Genomic DNA, 14,204 nt, shown 5'->3' on the forward strand with positions numbered 1-14,204 from the left:
TAAGCCGCGTTCTTTTGGGTATAGCGTCGTTGGACAGTCATTCATCTTACCGCCAAGAAGCAAAAACCCCGCCGAAGCGGGGTTTTCTGAAGAGTTGAAGCTGACCGATAAGCCGGGTTCTGTCGTTGGACAGTCATTCATCTAGGCCAGCAATCGCTCACTGGCTCAAGCAGCCTACCCGGGTTCAGTACGGGCCGTACCATGTGAACCCCTATTTGGCCTTGCTCCGGGTGGAGTTTACCGTGCCACGGACTGTTACCAGCCGCGCGGTGCGCTCTTACCGCACCCTTTCACCCTTACCTGATCCCACTTGCGTGGGCCATCGGCGGTTTGCTCTCTGTTGCACTGGTCGTGGGTTTCCCCCCCAGGCGTTACCTGGCACCCTGCCCTATGGAGCCCGGACTTTCCTCCCCTCCGCCCGTCTCCCCCGAAAGGGACGACGACGAAGCGGCGACTGTCTGGTCAGCTTCGGCGCGCAGTATAGAGGGTTTGCGCCCCGCTGTCACCCTTCGGTGAGCATCCCTACCCGCAGGGTGGCGGCAATATTGCGCGAGGCGCGATAAATATTGTCAAACGCGCCGCGGAACGCCTCTTCCAGGGTGCTGATGCTGGTCAGGACGCTGAACACCGCATCGATGCCATATTGATGAACCACCGCGACATCGCTGGTCAGGCTGCCGGCGATGCCGATGACCGGCTTGCGATATTTACTGGCGACGCGCGCCACGCCCACCGGCACTTTGCCGTGAATACTTTGACTGTCCAGGCGCCCTTCGCCGGTCACCACCCAGGTGCAGTCGTGAATATGCTCTTCGAGATTCAGCGCCTGGGTGACGATTTCAATGCCGCTCTTCAGCTCCGCGCCGAGGAACGCCATCAGCGCGGCGCCCATGCCGCCTGCCGCACCCGCACCGGGGACATTTTTAACCTCAATACGCAGCGCGGTATTAATCACATCAGCGTAGTGAGAAAGATTGTTGTCGAGCTCGGTGATATTGGCTTCTGTTGCCCCTTTCTGCGGGCCGAAGATGCGGGAGGCACCCTGCTCGCCGATCAGCGGATTGCTCACGTCGCAGGCCACCCGGATCGCGCAGGTTTTGAGACGCGGATCGAGCAACGAAATATCAATATTGTTTAACGCCATCAGGCTGCCACCGCCGTAGCCAATCTCGGTGCCGTTGGCATCCGTCAGTTTTGCCCCCAGCGCCTGAACCATCCCTGCGCCGCCGTCGTTGGTGGCGCTGCCGCCAATCCCGATAATGATATTGCGCGCACCTTTATCGAGTGCGGCAAGGATCAGCTCGCCCGTCCCGCGGGAGGTGGTAATCAGCGGGTTGCGCTGTGCCGGAGGAACCAGTGCCAGTCCGCTCGCCGCCGCCATCTCAATAAACGCCGTCACGCCATCGCCGGAGATCCCCCAGCTGGCATTGACACTTTCGCCCAGTGGCCCCGTCACTACTGCATGCTGCATCGTGCCATTGGTGGCGGCAACCATCGCTTCAACCGTGCCTTCCCCGCCATCCGCAACGGGAACCGAAACATACTCTGCATCGGGAAAGATCTCCCGAAAGCCTTTTTCTATCGCCTGCGCTACCTCGGTGGCAGACAGGCTTTCTTTGTAAGAGTCAGGGGCGATTACGATTTTCATAGTTATAGCCTGTTACCGCTTAAGGCAAAAATAGCGGGCGCGTTCCCGCGCCCGTCTTTGTTAGCGAGAAACTTCCACTTTCGCCAGTTTTTCGTAATAGCACGCGAGGGCGCTGTGGTCTGCCGTTCCCAGCCCATCTGCGCGCAGGGCCTGCATCATCTCCATTACCGCCGCGGTCAGGGGTAGCTGTGCCCCCACGCCGTGAGAGGTATCCAGCGCGTTCGCCAGATCCTTGATGTGCAGATCGATACGGAAACCCGGCTTGAAGTTACGATCCATGACCATTGGCGCTTTGGCATCCAGTACGGTGCTGCCCGCCAGGCCGCCACGGATGGCCTGATACACCAGATCCGGGTTAACGCCCGCTTTGGTCGCCAGGGTCAGGGCTTCAGACATCGCGGCGATGTTCAGGGCCACGATGACCTGGTTTGCCAGCTTGGTGACGTTACCGGCACCAATCTCACCGGTATGCACCACGGAGCCGGCCATCGCTTTCAGCAGGTCGTAGTATTTGTCGAAGATGGCTTTGTCGCCGCCCACCATCACAGAGAGGGTGCCGTCGATAGCTTTCGGCTCGCCGCCGCTCACCGGCGCATCCAGCATGTCGATGCCTTTTGCTTTTAACGCCTCGCTGATTTCACGGCTGGCCAGCGGTGCGATGGAGCTCATGTCGATCAGCACGGTGCCAGGTTTTGCCCCTTCGATGATGCCGCCTTCGCCCAGCGCCACCTCTTTAACGTGCGGGGAGTTTGGCAGCATGGTGATGATCACATCGCACTGCTCAGCAATGGCTTTTGCCGTGGTGGCCGTTTCTGCGCCTGCGGCGATCACTTCGGCAATGGCTTCCGGGTTACGGTCTGCAACCACCAGTGAGTAACCTGCTTTGATGAGGTTTTTACTCATTGGTTTACCCATGATACCCAGGCCAATAAAACCAACTTTCAGTGTCATAATTGCGTCTCTCTTTATTCAGTGGTGGTGGTTATTTCTTGAAGGAATCCGCTAACTTCTGGGTGGCGGAGCGGAACACGCCGAGATCGCTGCCGACGGCGACAAAGGTTGCGCCCCATTCCAGATAGCGGCGGGCATCAGCCTCGACCGGTGCCAGAATGCCGCACGGCTTACCGTGCGCTTTGGCACGGGCAAAGATGTGCTGGATGGCGCGCTGCACTTCCGGGTGATTTGCGTTCCCCAGGTGGCCAAAGGCGGCCGCCAGATCGCTTGGGCCGACAAAGATGCCGTCTACGCCGTCAGTGGCGGCGATGGCATCGACGTTGTCCACGCCCTGCTGGCTCTCAATCTGCACCAGGATGGTGATGTTTTTGTTCGACTGGGCGAGGTAGTCCGGCACGGTGCCAAACATATTGGCACGATGGGAGACCGACACGCCGCGAATGCCTTCTGGCGGATAACGGGTGGAGGCCACCGCCTGCACCGCCTCTTCGACGTTTTCCACAAACGGGATCAGGAAGTTATAGAAACCAATATCTAGCAGGCGCTTGATGATCACCGGCTCATTGGTCGGCACGCGCACCACCGGCGCGCTGTGGCTACCTTTCAGCGCCATCAGCTGCGGGATAAAGGTGGTGACGTCGTTCGGCGCATGTTCACCGTCCAGCACCAGCCAGTCAAAACCTGCCAGTCCCAGCACTTCGGTGCTGATTGGGCTTGCCAGCGCGGACCAGCAGCCAATCTGAATCTGATGTGCCGCGAGGGCCGCTTTAAATTTGTTTGGGAAAATATCGTTACTCATCGCTTATACCTTTGCTTATTTCTGCAATTCCATACGTTTGATGTCGCCCACTACGAACAGGTAGCAGAACATCGCCATCAGCGCCGAACACCCTACGAACAGCAGTGCCGCGTTGAACGAATGCAGCTCACTGACCAGATAGCCAATCACCAGCGGAGTGACGATTGACGCTACGTTGCCAAAGACGTTAAACACACCCCCGCACAGGCCAACAATCTCTTTCGGTGCGGTATCGGATATGACCGGCCAGCCCAGGGCACCAAACCCTTTACCGAAGAAGGCCAGCGCCATCAGCGCGACCACCAGCGTGGTGTTGTTGGTGTAGTTGCACAGAATGATTGAGGAGGCCAGCAGCATACCCAGCACGATCGGCAGCTTACGCGCCAGGGTAATCGACTTGCCTTGCTTAATCAGGTGATCCGAGAATACGCCGCCCAGTACGCCGCCGGCAAAGCCGCACAGCGCCGGAATGGATGCCACCAGGCCCACTTTCAGAATCGACATCCCCTTCTCCTGCACCAGATAAATCGGGAACCAGGTGAGGAAGAACCAGGTGATGGTGTTGATAAAGTATTGCCCGAAAAAGACGCCCAGCATCATGCGGTTAGACAATAACTGTTTGATGTAATGCAGCTTCGGACCGCTGGCCGCTTTGTCGCCTGGCTTTTTGTGGTCCATATCGACCACCGCGCCGCCCTCCTTAATGAACTTCAGTTCATCGGCGCTTATGCCTGGATGGTCGGTCGGGTTATGAATAAACTTCGCCCACATACCGGTCAGCACAAAGCCAATCACACCCATTACGGTAAAGACATGTTCCCAGCCCCAGGCGAAGGTCAGCCAGCCGAGCAGCGGGGAGAAGAGCGCCAGCGAGAAATATTGCGCGGCGTTAAAAATAGCTGATGCCGTACCGCGCTCTTTGGTCGGGAACCAGGCCGCCACGATACGGGCGTTAGCCGGGAAGGATGGCGCCTCGGAGAAGCCGAGCATAAAGCGCATAAAGAACATTGAAATGCCCGCCCACGCCAGCGGGAAAAGATCGACAAACCCCTGCAGGAAGGTGAACAGCGACCAGAAGAAGAGGCTGTAGGTATAGACCTTTTTCGAGCCGAATTTGTCCAGCAGCCAGCCGCCGGGGATCTGCATCAGCAGATAGGCCCAGCCGAAGGCGGAGAAGATGTAGCCCATCGACACGGCACTTAATTGCAGCTCTTTGGCGACTTCCGTTCCGGCAATAGAGAGCGTGGCGCGGTCAGCGTAATTGACAGCGGTAACAATAAAAATGATGAGTAATATTAAATAACGGGTGGGGAAACCCTTTTTAGTTTCAACGGTAGTATCCAGCAACATATTTATTTCCTCTGGTACATCAATGAAATTATTTTTATTGTTTTAAGAAAGAGGCAGTCCTGATTATTTTGCTCATTAGAGGTAATTACGGTTAATTAACCAAATCCATGAAAGCGTTAATGAGTATAATCAAGCGCCCACCACCACGCATTGTCGCATTGCTCAATTATCAACTTTATTGTGAATATTATTTTGAGCATATGCACAAACCCCTGGGCGCTGATGCACAGATTTCGCCATTGCTCCCCTTATGGGCAGGCCACCGTCATAAATGAGTGATCGCGATCACATTATTAATTCCCCATGCCTGACATTCTTTATTCCACTGAGCAGAGTCTTTATTTTTTATAACGAGAAAATATAGTTACTCTTTGATCAATTAATTATCCCCCACGCGCTGGAGAATACTGGACAATGGCCGACATCGAAATTCGTCAAACGTCGCCGACCGCGTTTTATATTAAGGTACATGAGACCGATAACGTGGCGATTATTGTTAACGATCAGGGGTTAAAAGCCGGAACGCGTTTCCCGGACGGACTTGAACTCATCGAGCATATTCCACAGGGCCATAAAGTGGCGCTGGTGGATATCCCGGCGCAGGGCGAAATCGTGCGTTATGGCGAAGTCATCGGCTACGCCGTGCGCGCCATCCCCCAGGGCAGTTGGATTGATGAGTCGCTGGTTGCCCTGCCGGAAGCCCCGCCGCTGCACACCCTGCCGCTGGCAACCCGCGTACCGGAGCCGCTACCTGCGCTTGAAGGCTATACCTTTGAAGGTTATCGCAATGCGGACGGCAGCGTAGGCACCAAAAACCTGCTCGGCATCAGCACCAGCGTGCACTGCGTGGCGGGCGTGGTCGATTATGTAGTGAAGATCATCGAACGCGATCTGCTGCCAAAATACCCCAACGTCGACGGCGTGGTGGGTCTGAACCACCTTTACGGCTGCGGCGTGGCGATCAACGCTCCGGCGGCAATTGTCCCTATCCGCACCATCCACAATATCGCCCTGAACCCGAACTTCGGCGGCGAAGTGATGGTTATCGGCCTCGGCTGCGAGAAGCTGCAACCCGAAAAACTGCTCCAGGGCACCGAAGACGTGCAGGCGATCCCGGTGGATGACGCCAGCATCGTGCGTCTGCAGGATGAGCAGCATGTCGGCTTCCGGTCGATGGTGGATGACATTCTGCAGGTCGCTGAGCACCATCTGGCAAAACTGAATCAGCGCCAGCGTGAAACCTGCCCGGCCTCTGAGCTGGTGGTGGGAATGCAGTGCGGCGGCAGCGATGCCTTCTCGGGCGTGACCGCCAACCCGGCAGTGGGCTATGCCTCGGATCTGCTGGTGCGCTGTGGCGCCACGGTAATGTTCTCCGAAGTGACCGAAGTGCGCGACGCGATCCATCTCCTGACGCCGCGCGCCATCAACGAAGAGGTGGGCAAACGCCTGCTGGAGGAGATGGCCTGGTACGATAACTATCTCGACATGGGCAAGACCGACCGCAGCGCCAACCCGTCACCGGGCAACAAGAAAGGCGGCCTGGCGAACGTGGTGGAAAAAGCGCTGGGCTCCATCGCTAAGTCGGGCAAGAGCGCCATCGTTGAAGTGCTTTCTCCGGGTCAGCGCCCGACTAAACGTGGCCTGATCTACGCCGCCACGCCAGCCAGTGATTTCGTCTGCGGTACCCAGCAGGTGGCCTCCGGGATCACCGTTCAGGTCTTCACCACCGGTCGCGGCACCCCGTACGGCCTGATGGCGGTGCCGGTCATTAAAATGGCGACCCGTACCGAGCTGGCGAACCGCTGGTTTGACCTGATGGATATCAACGCGGGCACTATCGCTACCGGCGAAGAGAGCATTGAGGATGTGGGCTGGAAGCTGTTCCACTTCATCCTCGACGTGGCGAGTGGACGTAAGAAGACTTTCTCCGATCAATGGGGATTACATAACCAGCTGGCGGTATTTAACCCGGCCCCGGTGACCTGAGTTTGCAGTAAACCTCCTTTAGCATGGCTTCGGCCATGCTTTTTTTTGCCTTTCGTTCTGGCTGATGCTCGCCATTCCGAATTTTTGCCGATCTGAAGTAATTATCGTCTGACGGGACAAGCGCTGCCTATCTTAAGACCTGCCAGTACCCACCTTTTCTGGCACCGACCCGTTGTACCTTACCCTTGCTTTGTAATGCGCTAAGGTAGCGTTCTACCGTACGGGAGGTTACACCGAGCATTGAGGCCAGGGTAGAAGCTGTCATTTTTGGCTGGGTAATCAGAAGTTGCAGGATGGCATCCTCTTTTTCCGACATTTGTTCCGACATTTGTTCCGACAATGCATGCGGGGTTGCGATACTTTCACGCAGCGCATCGGCAAGATTGTGTAGCATAAATTCTACAAAAGCCGTGCAATCGCTGGCTTTATCACACTGCCCAAGGATGGCGTAGTACCGCTCTTGCTGAAAGTGGATCAGCGTTTCCACCGGCAACCAGGCCAGCTCGGCACGCCAGTGGCTGAGGATAAGAGTCTGCCAGAGACGCCCCATACGGCCATTACCGTCGGCAAAGGGATGGATAAATTCAAATTCATAGTGGAATACAGAGCTGGCAATTAGCGGGTGCAAGTCTGTGGCATTAAGCCAGCCAAGCAGCTCATCCACCAGACGAGGTACCTGAGATGCAGGAGGTGCCATATGCACCAGTTGGTTACCACGATAGATCCCGACATCCCCCTGGCGCAGTTGCCCGGGATTATCTACGAGCCCCTTCATCAGGAGCCGATGGGCACTCAGCAAATCTTTCAGACGACTGGCTTGCCAGATATTCAGGTGCTCATAGGCCTGGATGGCGTTTCTGACTTCCTGAATATCTTTTGCCGGGGCCAGCACCCGCTTTCCATCCATAATTGCGGTCACCTGCCCGGTGGTCAGCGAATTATGTTCAATGGCTAACGACGCCTGGATAGTACGAATACGATTCTCTTTACGCAGCAGAGGTGAAGCTCGCCCCGTATAAGCAGCCCAGTGTCCCAGCAGTTCTCCCGTTTCAACCACCAGATTAAGGATTGCAGACGTAATCGTAAAAGGCGGTTGATAACGGCTCACGAGCTTACTCCCCCTGCTGCTCCAGCGCATATTTATACAGCGCGTTCTTTTTCACGCCGTGGATCTCTGCTGCCAGCGCGGCCGCTTTCTTCAGCGGCAGTTCAGCCTGCAGCAGCGCGAGGGTGCGCAGGGCATCCGCAGGCAGGGCGTCCTCTTCGGCCTTGTGCCCTTCGACAATCAGCACCATCTCGCCCTTGCGGCGGTTTTCATCCTCTTTCACCCATGCCAGCAGCTCGCCAACCGGCAGGCCGTGGATGGTCTCCCAGGTTTTGGTCAGTTCGCGGGCCAGCACCACGTAACGCGCCTCTCCCCAGACGGCGACCATATCTTCCAGGCTCTCCAGCAGACGGTGGGTCGATTCGTAGAAGATCAGCGTGCGCGGTTCGGCTTCCAGCGCCTTCAGCACGTCGCGACGACCTTTGGATTTGGCGGGCAGGAAGCCTTCGTAGCAGAAGCGGTCAGACGGCAGACCCGCCGCGCTCAGGGCGGCAATGGCGGCACACGGCCCCGGTAACGGGACAACCCGAATGCCCGCCTCGCGGCAGGTGCGGACCAGATGGTAGCCTGGATCGTTAATCAGCGGCGTGCCGGCATCGGAGACCAGGGCGATGTTCTGCCCCTCTTTCAGCTTTGCCACCAGCGTCTCGGCCTTTTGCTGCTCGTTATGATCGTGCAGGGCAAACAGGCGGGCGTTAATGGCGAAGTGTTGCAGCAGCAGGCCAGTGTGGCGGGTATCTTCAGCCGCAATAAGATCAACGCTTTGCAATACGGTGAGCGCACGTTGGGTAATATCAGATAAATTCCCGATAGGAGTAGGTACAATATATAGCTGACCCTGAGAATTATCTGCCGTTTCGTGTTGTTTCATTGTTTCATCCGTATTGCCGATTTAATATTGAGCATTGCGTAAAAAATATCACTGGATACAGTATGGTACCCTTAACGTTTTTTCATAATAAAGCCACGCGCAGCCTTCCGCTGGTGCTGGCAGCCCTGTTCTTTGCAGGCTGTGGCACACAGGCGCCCGATCAAAGTGCTGCCCACATGGAGGGTACAGCCCAGGCTGACTCCGGCTTCTATCTGCACCAGATGGAGCAGAGCTCGAATGATACCAGGATCAACTGGCAATTACTCGCCATTCGTGCACTGCTGAAAGAGGGTAAAACCCAGCATGCCACCGATCTGTTTAACCAGTTGCCGCAGGATCTGACCGATACCCAGCGTCGCGAACAGTCCCTGCTGGCCGCCGAGCTGAAAATTGCGCAGAACGATGCTGCCGGCGCTAAGAAGCTCCTCGGCAATATCGACATCAGCGCGCTGGATAAAAATCAGCAGGCGCGTTTCTGGCAGGCCGGTATCGCCGCTGAGCAGGGGCGTCCTTCCCTGACGCTGCTGCGGGCGTTGATCGCCCAGGAGCCGCTGCTCTCCGCTGCCGAAAAACAGAAAAATATCGATGCCACCTGGCAGACGCTCTCCGCCATGAACCCCGATCAGGCCAATGCGCTGGTGATTAACGCCGACGAGAATATCCTGCAGGGCTGGCTGGATCTGCAGCGCGTCTGGTTCGATAACCGCAACGATCCGGATATGCTGAAGGCCGGAATTAAAGACTGGCAAACCCGCTATCCGAATAACCCGGGCGCAACCATGCTGCCAACGCAACTGGTTAATGTACAGAACTTCAAGCCAGCCTCCACCAGCAAAATCGCCCTGCTGCTGCCATTAGGTGGCCAGGCCGCCGTCTTTGGCCGCACGATCCAGCAGGGTTTTGAAGCGGCGAGAAACGGTACTGCCGCCGTCGCGGGCAGCGCAGTTCCCGCCCAGGTCGCCCAGGCCGCTAATGCCGGTGATGTGGTGAGCCCATCCAGTGCCGAAACCAACGATCTGACCGCGACCCAACCTGTCGCTGCCCAGCCAGGCACGCTCCAGAATCCGGTGCAGGCCCCTGCCACCCCTCAGCCTGTCGCCGCGCCGGAAGGCAACGTACAGGAAGGTAACGTGCAGGAGCCGGTGCAGACTCCGGTCACGACACAAGAGACGCAGACCGTTGCCCAACCACAGGTCATGGGTAACCCATCTGCGGAGATAAAAGTGTATGACACCAGCAACCAGCCGCTCGATCAGGTGCTGAGTCAGGTGCAGCAGGATGGCGCCAGCATCGTGGTCGGCCCGCTGCTGAAAAACAACGTGGACGAGCTGGTGAGAAGCAACACCCCGCTGAACGTGCTGGCGCTGAACCAGCCGGAGCAGGTGCAGAATCGCCCGAACGTCTGCTACTTTGCCCTGTCGCCAGAAGACGAAGCCCGCGATGCGGCCCGCCATATCCATGAGCAAGGTAAGCAGGCTCCTCTGCTGCTCATCCCGCGCAGCCAACTGGGCGATCGCGTCGCGACTGCCTTTGCCCAGGAGTGGCAACAGCTGGGTGGCGGCATCGTCCTGCAGCAGAAATTTGGCTCAGCCTCAGAACTGCGCGCAGGCGTGAACGGCGGAGCGGGTATTGCCCTCAGCGGTAGCCCGGTGACTGCCAGCCTGCCGCAGCAGCAGAGCGTGACGATTGGTGGTCTGACTATCCCGGCTCCGCCAACGGATGCGCAGATCAGCGGCGGCGGTAACGTGGATGCGGCCTACATTGTCGCCACCCCGGAAGAGATCGCCTTTATCAAACCGATGATCGCCATGCGTAACGGCAGCCAGGCGGGCGTGTCGCTGTACGCCAGCTCACGCAGCGCACAGGGCACCGCAGGCCCGGACTTCCGTCTTGAGATGGAAGGGCTGCAGTACAGCGAAATCCCGATGCTCGCAGGGGCAAACCCAGAGCTGATGCAGCAGGCGCTCAGCAGCGTGCGTAACGACTACTCGCTGGCGCGCCTGTATGCCATGGGCGTGGATGCCTGGGCGCTGGCGAACCACTTCACCCAGATGCGCCAGGTGCCGGGCTTTACCCTTAACGGCAATACCGGCGATCTCACCGCCACTCAGGACTGCGTGATTAACAGGAAGTTATCATGGCTCAAATACCAGCAGGGACAGATCGTTCCGGCCAGTTAACCCGCAAACAGACCGGCGACGCGCGCGAATTACAGGCGCGTCGCTGGCTTGAGCGCAAAGGACTGCGCTTTATCGCCGCCAACGTTCGCGGACGCGGCGGTGAAATTGACCTTATCATGCAGGACGGCCCGTCCATCGTGTTCATTGAGGTGCGCTACCGCCAGTCATCCCGTTACGGCGGGGCCGCCGCCAGCGTGACCCGGGCCAAGCAACAAAAATTGTTACACACCGCCCAGTTGTGGCTTGCCCGGCATAATGGCAGCTTTGACACTGTGGATTGCCGGTTCGATGTGGTAGCCTTCACCGGAAACGCCATCGAATGGTTCAAAAACGCCTTCGGCGAAGACGCGTAAATCAGATCGTTAAGGGATACCGTGCTCGAAAGAATTAAGGTTTGCTTCACGGAAAGCATTCAGACTCAGATTGCAGCAGCAGAAGCGCTGCCGGACGCCATCTCCCGCGCGGCGATGACGCTGGTTCAGTCCCTGCTTAACGGCAACAAAATTCTCTGTTGTGGTAATGGCACCTCGGCCGCCAACGCACAGCATTTTGCTGCCAGTATGATCAATCGTTTTGAGACAGAGCGCCCCAGTTTACCTGCCATTGCACTTAATACCGATAACGTGGTCTTAACGGCGATTGCCAACGATCGTCTTCATGATGAGATCTACGCCAAGCAGGTGCGCGCGTTAGGGCATGCCGGTGATGTCCTGCTGGCCATCTCCACGCGCGGCAACAGCCGCGACATCGTGAAAGCCGTGGAAGCGGCCGTCACGCGCGATATGACCATCGTTGCGCTGACCGGTTACGACGGCGGTGAGCTGGCAGGGCTGTTAGGTCCGCATGATGTTGAGATCCGTATTCCTTCCCACCGCAGCGCGCGCATTCAGGAGATGCATATGCTGACGGTGAACTGTTTATGCGATCTGATCGATAACACGCTTTTCCCTCACCAGGATGATTAAGGAGTAAACATGAAGGCACTTTCGCCCCTCGCAGTCCTTATTTCTGCGCTGCTGCTTCAGGGATGTGTGGCTGCAGCGGTAGTGGGTACCGCCGCAGTGAGTACCAAAGCCGCGACCGACCCGCGAACCGTGGGCACGCAGGTGGATGACGGCACCCTTGAACTGCGCGTGAACAGCGCACTCTCCAAAGACCAACAGATTAAGAAAGAAGCGCGTATTAACGTAACGGCTTATCAGGGCAAGGTTTTACTGGCCGGCCAGGCGCCGAATACCGAACTTGCCTCCCGCGCGAAGCAAATTGCGATGGGTGTAGAAGGGACGACCGAGGTATTTAACGAAATACGTCAGGGCCAGCCGATTGGCCTGGGTGCCGCCTCAAATGACACCTGGATCACCACCAAAGTGCGCTCCCAGCTGCTGGGTAGCGATCAGGTGAAATCCTCTAACGTGAAAGTGACCACCGAGAACAGCGAAGTCTTCCTGCTCGGCCTGGTGACCGAGCGTGAAGGTAAAGCGGCGGCGGATATCGCCAGCCGGGTGAGCGGCGTGAAACACGTGACTACCGCCTTCACCTACATCAAGTAATCTCCCCCGCCCTCTGCCGCTGGCAGAGGGCGCTCATTCCTCTCCCTGCGCCTGCTCCCTGATTTTCGCCGACGGAATAACATTGACTCCTGCCGGTGCTGCACCCAGCGCCTCCTGCAGCATAACCTGCGCCACATCCCGCGCCTCGACAGACTTCCAGTTGCCGGGCAGCAGACTGAACAGCGGGGAAAACAGCGACTCGCTGAAGCGATGCTTCTCCCGCTCCCCCAGCAGCATTGACGGACGCACAATGGTCAGCCGCTCCCACTTCTGGGCGATCAGGGCCTCTTCCATTTTGCCTTTCACCTTGTTGTAGAAGAACGGTGAATGCGCGTTAGCTCCCATGGCGCTCACTACCAGGAAATGCTTCGCCCCGAGTCGTTTGCCGGTCAGCGCAGTATCCACCACCAGCGTGTAATCGGCATGGATAAAGGCCTCTTTGCTGCCCGCCTCACGCCGGGTGGTGCCCAGACAGCAAAAGACGGTATCTACCGGATCCTGAACCTGTGCCAGCGCATCGGTCAGTTGCGGATCGTGGGGATTAAACACCCCTTCGATATCGCCCAGCGGGCGACGCGTCGGGGCGGCGATATAGTTGATCTTCTGCTCCTGGATTAGCATACGCAGCAGGTGCCCACCCACAAGGCCAGTCGCGCCGGTAATTAAAACCTGACTCATTACTCCTCCTTTGCAGATTAGTCCGTATGCGATTTCATGCCGCTCAACCACACTTAGTGGTCTGAACGTTAAGTATTTACCACAAGCTGGAAAAAAGCTGTCTGAAGCCAAAACAACGGAGGAAGCATGAGCAAGAAAATTGCGGTCTTGATTACCGACGAGTTTGAAGATTCAGAATTTACCTCACCTGCCGAGGCGTTTCGTAAGGCGGGCCATGAGGTGATCACCATTGAAAAAGAGGCAGGCAAAACGGTAAAAGGCCATAAGGGCGAGGCCAACGTGACCATCGATAAAACCATCGATGAGGTGAGCCCGTCTGACTTTGACGCCCTGTTACTGCCGGGTGGGCACTCCCCGGACTCGCTACGCAGCGATACGCGTTTCGTGACCTTTACCCGGGATTTTGTCTCCAGCGGGAAACCGGTCTTTGCTATCTGCCACGGTCCACAGCTGCTCATCAGCGCTGAGGTTGTGCGCGGACGTAAACTGACGGGCGTGAAATCGATCGCCATCGATCTGAAAAACGCCGGGGCCGATTTTCACGATCAGGAGGTAGTTATCGATAACGATCAGCTGGTTACCAGCCGGACGCCAGAAGATCTTATCGCCTTTAACCGTGAGGCGTTGCGCTTACTCGGCGCGTAGCCAGTGATGTTTTTTGCCAAAGCCTAACGTGTTGTCAGTGAACTTCAGTTCATCCAGACGGATCTCCCATACCGGAGCTGGCATGGCAGCGGCAACCGGAAAGCGACGAAGATAGTGCTTGCGCATCACGTCGCTTTCCTCTCCTTCCAGACGACGAATCTCCCCTTTGAACTGCACCCCGCGGATTAACGCCACGGTTTTGGGCTGCCCGTTGACGGTGCCTGCAACTTTCGCCTGTTTGCCGCTCATCTGCGCATGACGGGTTTTGTCTTCGCTTAAGATGTAGAACGCGACGCGCTGCGGGTCATAATAGTAAAAGGCATTGGCACACCACAGCTCATCGTCATGGTGTACGCACCAGGTGACCACGTGCTGCTTCGCCAGCCAGCGGTTGATGGCGGCCAGAATTTCCATTTCGCTTCTCTCTCATGCTAAGGT

14 protein-coding genes and 1 other RNA gene are annotated in these 14,204 nt (G+C 57.2%); 6 read left to right on the top strand and 9 right to left on the bottom strand.

Annotated elements, in window-relative coordinates:
• Positions 1-92 precede the first annotated feature (92 nt).
• The 5 genes from rnpB to C2U54_RS01775 form a co-directional block, all read right to left on the bottom strand.
• Positions 93-470: RNase P RNA component class A (gene rnpB / locus C2U54_RS01755), an RNA gene on the bottom strand.
• Between the two features lie 32 nt (positions 471-502).
• Positions 503-1,648, bottom strand: coding sequence for a glycerate 2-kinase (gene garK / locus C2U54_RS01760; RefSeq protein WP_103177140.1), 1,146 nt, complete (start codon positions 1,646-1,648; stop codon positions 503-505).
• A 60-nt stretch (positions 1,649-1,708) separates the two neighbouring features.
• Positions 1,709-2,599, bottom strand: a complete 891-nt coding sequence (gene garR, locus C2U54_RS01765) for a 2-hydroxy-3-oxopropionate reductase (protein WP_103177141.1) — start codon at positions 2,597-2,599, stop codon at positions 1,709-1,711.
• A 31-nt stretch (positions 2,600-2,630) separates the two neighbouring features.
• Entirely contained in the window at positions 2,631-3,401 is a 771-nt protein-coding gene (garL, locus tag C2U54_RS01770; protein WP_103177142.1) for a 2-dehydro-3-deoxyglucarate aldolase, read from the bottom strand.
• A 15-nt stretch (positions 3,402-3,416) separates the two neighbouring features.
• Entirely contained in the window at positions 3,417-4,751 is a 1,335-nt protein-coding gene (locus C2U54_RS01775; protein ID WP_103177143.1) for an MFS transporter, read from the bottom strand.
• A gap of 414 nt (positions 4,752-5,165) precedes the next feature.
• On the opposite strand from C2U54_RS01775, the gene garD reads away from it, so the two are divergent.
• Positions 5,166-6,737, top strand: a complete 1,572-nt coding sequence (garD, locus tag C2U54_RS01780) for a galactarate dehydratase (protein ID WP_103177144.1) — start codon at positions 5,166-5,168, stop codon at positions 6,735-6,737.
• A gap of 127 nt (positions 6,738-6,864) precedes the next feature.
• Here garD and C2U54_RS01785 read toward each other — a convergent pair whose 3' ends face one another.
• Positions 6,865-7,845: a Fic family protein gene (locus C2U54_RS01785; RefSeq protein WP_103177145.1), complete on the bottom strand. Its 981-nt coding sequence runs from the start codon at positions 7,843-7,845 to the stop codon at positions 6,865-6,867.
• A gap of 4 nt (positions 7,846-7,849) precedes the next feature.
• Positions 7,850-8,713: a 16S rRNA (cytidine(1402)-2'-O)-methyltransferase gene (gene rsmI / locus C2U54_RS01790; RefSeq protein WP_103177146.1), complete on the bottom strand. Its 864-nt coding sequence runs from the start codon at positions 8,711-8,713 to the stop codon at positions 7,850-7,852.
• Positions 8,714-8,775: 62 nt separating this feature from the next.
• Here rsmI and C2U54_RS01795 point away from each other — a divergent pair, with 62 nt between their 5' ends.
• The 4 genes from C2U54_RS01795 to dolP are packed head-to-tail and all read left to right on the top strand — an operon-like array spanning position 8,776 to position 12,443.
• A complete protein-coding gene (locus tag C2U54_RS01795) occupies positions 8,776-10,893 on the top strand; it encodes a penicillin-binding protein activator (RefSeq protein WP_103177147.1) in 2,118 nt (705 codons plus the stop codon).
• Complete coding sequence (locus C2U54_RS01800) at positions 10,851-11,246, top strand: YraN family protein (protein ID WP_103177148.1); 396 nt, start codon at positions 10,851-10,853, stop codon at positions 11,244-11,246. The genes C2U54_RS01795 and C2U54_RS01800 overlap by 43 nt, the downstream gene beginning before the upstream one ends.
• Before the next feature lie 21 nt (positions 11,247-11,267).
• On the top strand, positions 11,268-11,858 hold the full coding sequence (diaA, locus tag C2U54_RS01805; RefSeq protein WP_032614385.1) for a DnaA initiator-associating protein DiaA: 591 nt from the start codon (positions 11,268-11,270) through the stop codon (positions 11,856-11,858).
• 9 nt (positions 11,859-11,867) lie between these two features.
• Entirely contained in the window at positions 11,868-12,443 is a 576-nt protein-coding gene (gene dolP / locus C2U54_RS01810) for a division/outer membrane stress-associated lipid-binding lipoprotein (RefSeq protein WP_103177149.1), read from the top strand.
• A 33-nt stretch (positions 12,444-12,476) separates the two neighbouring features.
• Here dolP and C2U54_RS01815 read toward each other — a convergent pair whose 3' ends face one another.
• Entirely contained in the window at positions 12,477-13,121 is a 645-nt protein-coding gene (locus tag C2U54_RS01815) for an NAD(P)H-binding protein (protein ID WP_103177150.1), read from the bottom strand.
• A gap of 126 nt (positions 13,122-13,247) precedes the next feature.
• Between C2U54_RS01815 and C2U54_RS01820 the strand changes: the two genes are divergently transcribed.
• The gene (locus C2U54_RS01820) at positions 13,248-13,766 is read left to right on the top strand and encodes a type 1 glutamine amidotransferase domain-containing protein (protein WP_103177151.1); all 519 of its coding nucleotides are present in this window, start codon (positions 13,248-13,250) and stop codon (positions 13,764-13,766) included.
• Here the strand turns inward: C2U54_RS01820 and C2U54_RS01825 are convergent.
• Positions 13,752-14,180 (bottom strand): YhbP family protein, encoded by a 429-nt coding sequence (locus tag C2U54_RS01825; protein ID WP_103177152.1) that lies wholly within the window; start codon positions 14,178-14,180, stop codon positions 13,752-13,754. The two genes, C2U54_RS01820 and C2U54_RS01825, sit on opposite strands and share 15 nt — an antisense overlap.
• Positions 14,181-14,204 lie beyond the last annotated feature (24 nt).

Source organism: Leclercia sp. LSNIH1, assembly GCF_002902985.1.
In the GTDB taxonomy this organism is placed as follows: Bacteria; Pseudomonadota; Gammaproteobacteria; order Enterobacterales; family Enterobacteriaceae; genus Enterobacter.

Excerpts from the sequence above, each read along its gene's own strand:
- garR (WP_103177141.1), bottom strand. The coding sequence starts at position 2,599 with ATGACACTGAAAGTTGGTTTTATTGGCCTGGGTATCATGGGTAAACCA.
- rsmI (WP_103177146.1), bottom strand. The coding sequence starts at position 8,713 with ATGAAACAACACGAAACGGCAGATAATTCTCAGGGTCAGCTATATATT.
- garD (WP_103177144.1), top strand. The coding sequence starts at position 5,166 with ATGGCCGACATCGAAATTCGTCAAACGTCGCCGACCGCGTTTTATATT.
- dolP (WP_103177149.1), top strand. The coding sequence starts at position 11,868 with ATGAAGGCACTTTCGCCCCTCGCAGTCCTTATTTCTGCGCTGCTGCTT.
- C2U54_RS01795 (WP_103177147.1), top strand. The coding sequence starts at position 8,776 with ATGGTACCCTTAACGTTTTTTCATAATAAAGCCACGCGCAGCCTTCCG.
- garL (WP_103177142.1), bottom strand. The coding sequence starts at position 3,401 with ATGAGTAACGATATTTTCCCAAACAAATTTAAAGCGGCCCTCGCGGCA.
- C2U54_RS01815 (WP_103177150.1), bottom strand. The coding sequence starts at position 13,121 with ATGAGTCAGGTTTTAATTACCGGCGCGACTGGCCTTGTGGGTGGGCAC.
- garK (WP_103177140.1), bottom strand. The coding sequence starts at position 1,648 with ATGAAAATCGTAATCGCCCCTGACTCTTACAAAGAAAGCCTGTCTGCC.
- C2U54_RS01800 (WP_103177148.1), top strand. The coding sequence starts at position 10,851 with ATGGCTCAAATACCAGCAGGGACAGATCGTTCCGGCCAGTTAACCCGC.
- C2U54_RS01825 (WP_103177152.1), bottom strand. The coding sequence starts at position 14,180 with ATGGAAATTCTGGCCGCCATCAACCGCTGGCTGGCGAAGCAGCACGTG.
- C2U54_RS01775 (WP_103177143.1), bottom strand. The coding sequence starts at position 4,751 with ATGTTGCTGGATACTACCGTTGAAACTAAAAAGGGTTTCCCCACCCGT.
- C2U54_RS01820 (WP_103177151.1), top strand. The coding sequence starts at position 13,248 with ATGAGCAAGAAAATTGCGGTCTTGATTACCGACGAGTTTGAAGATTCA.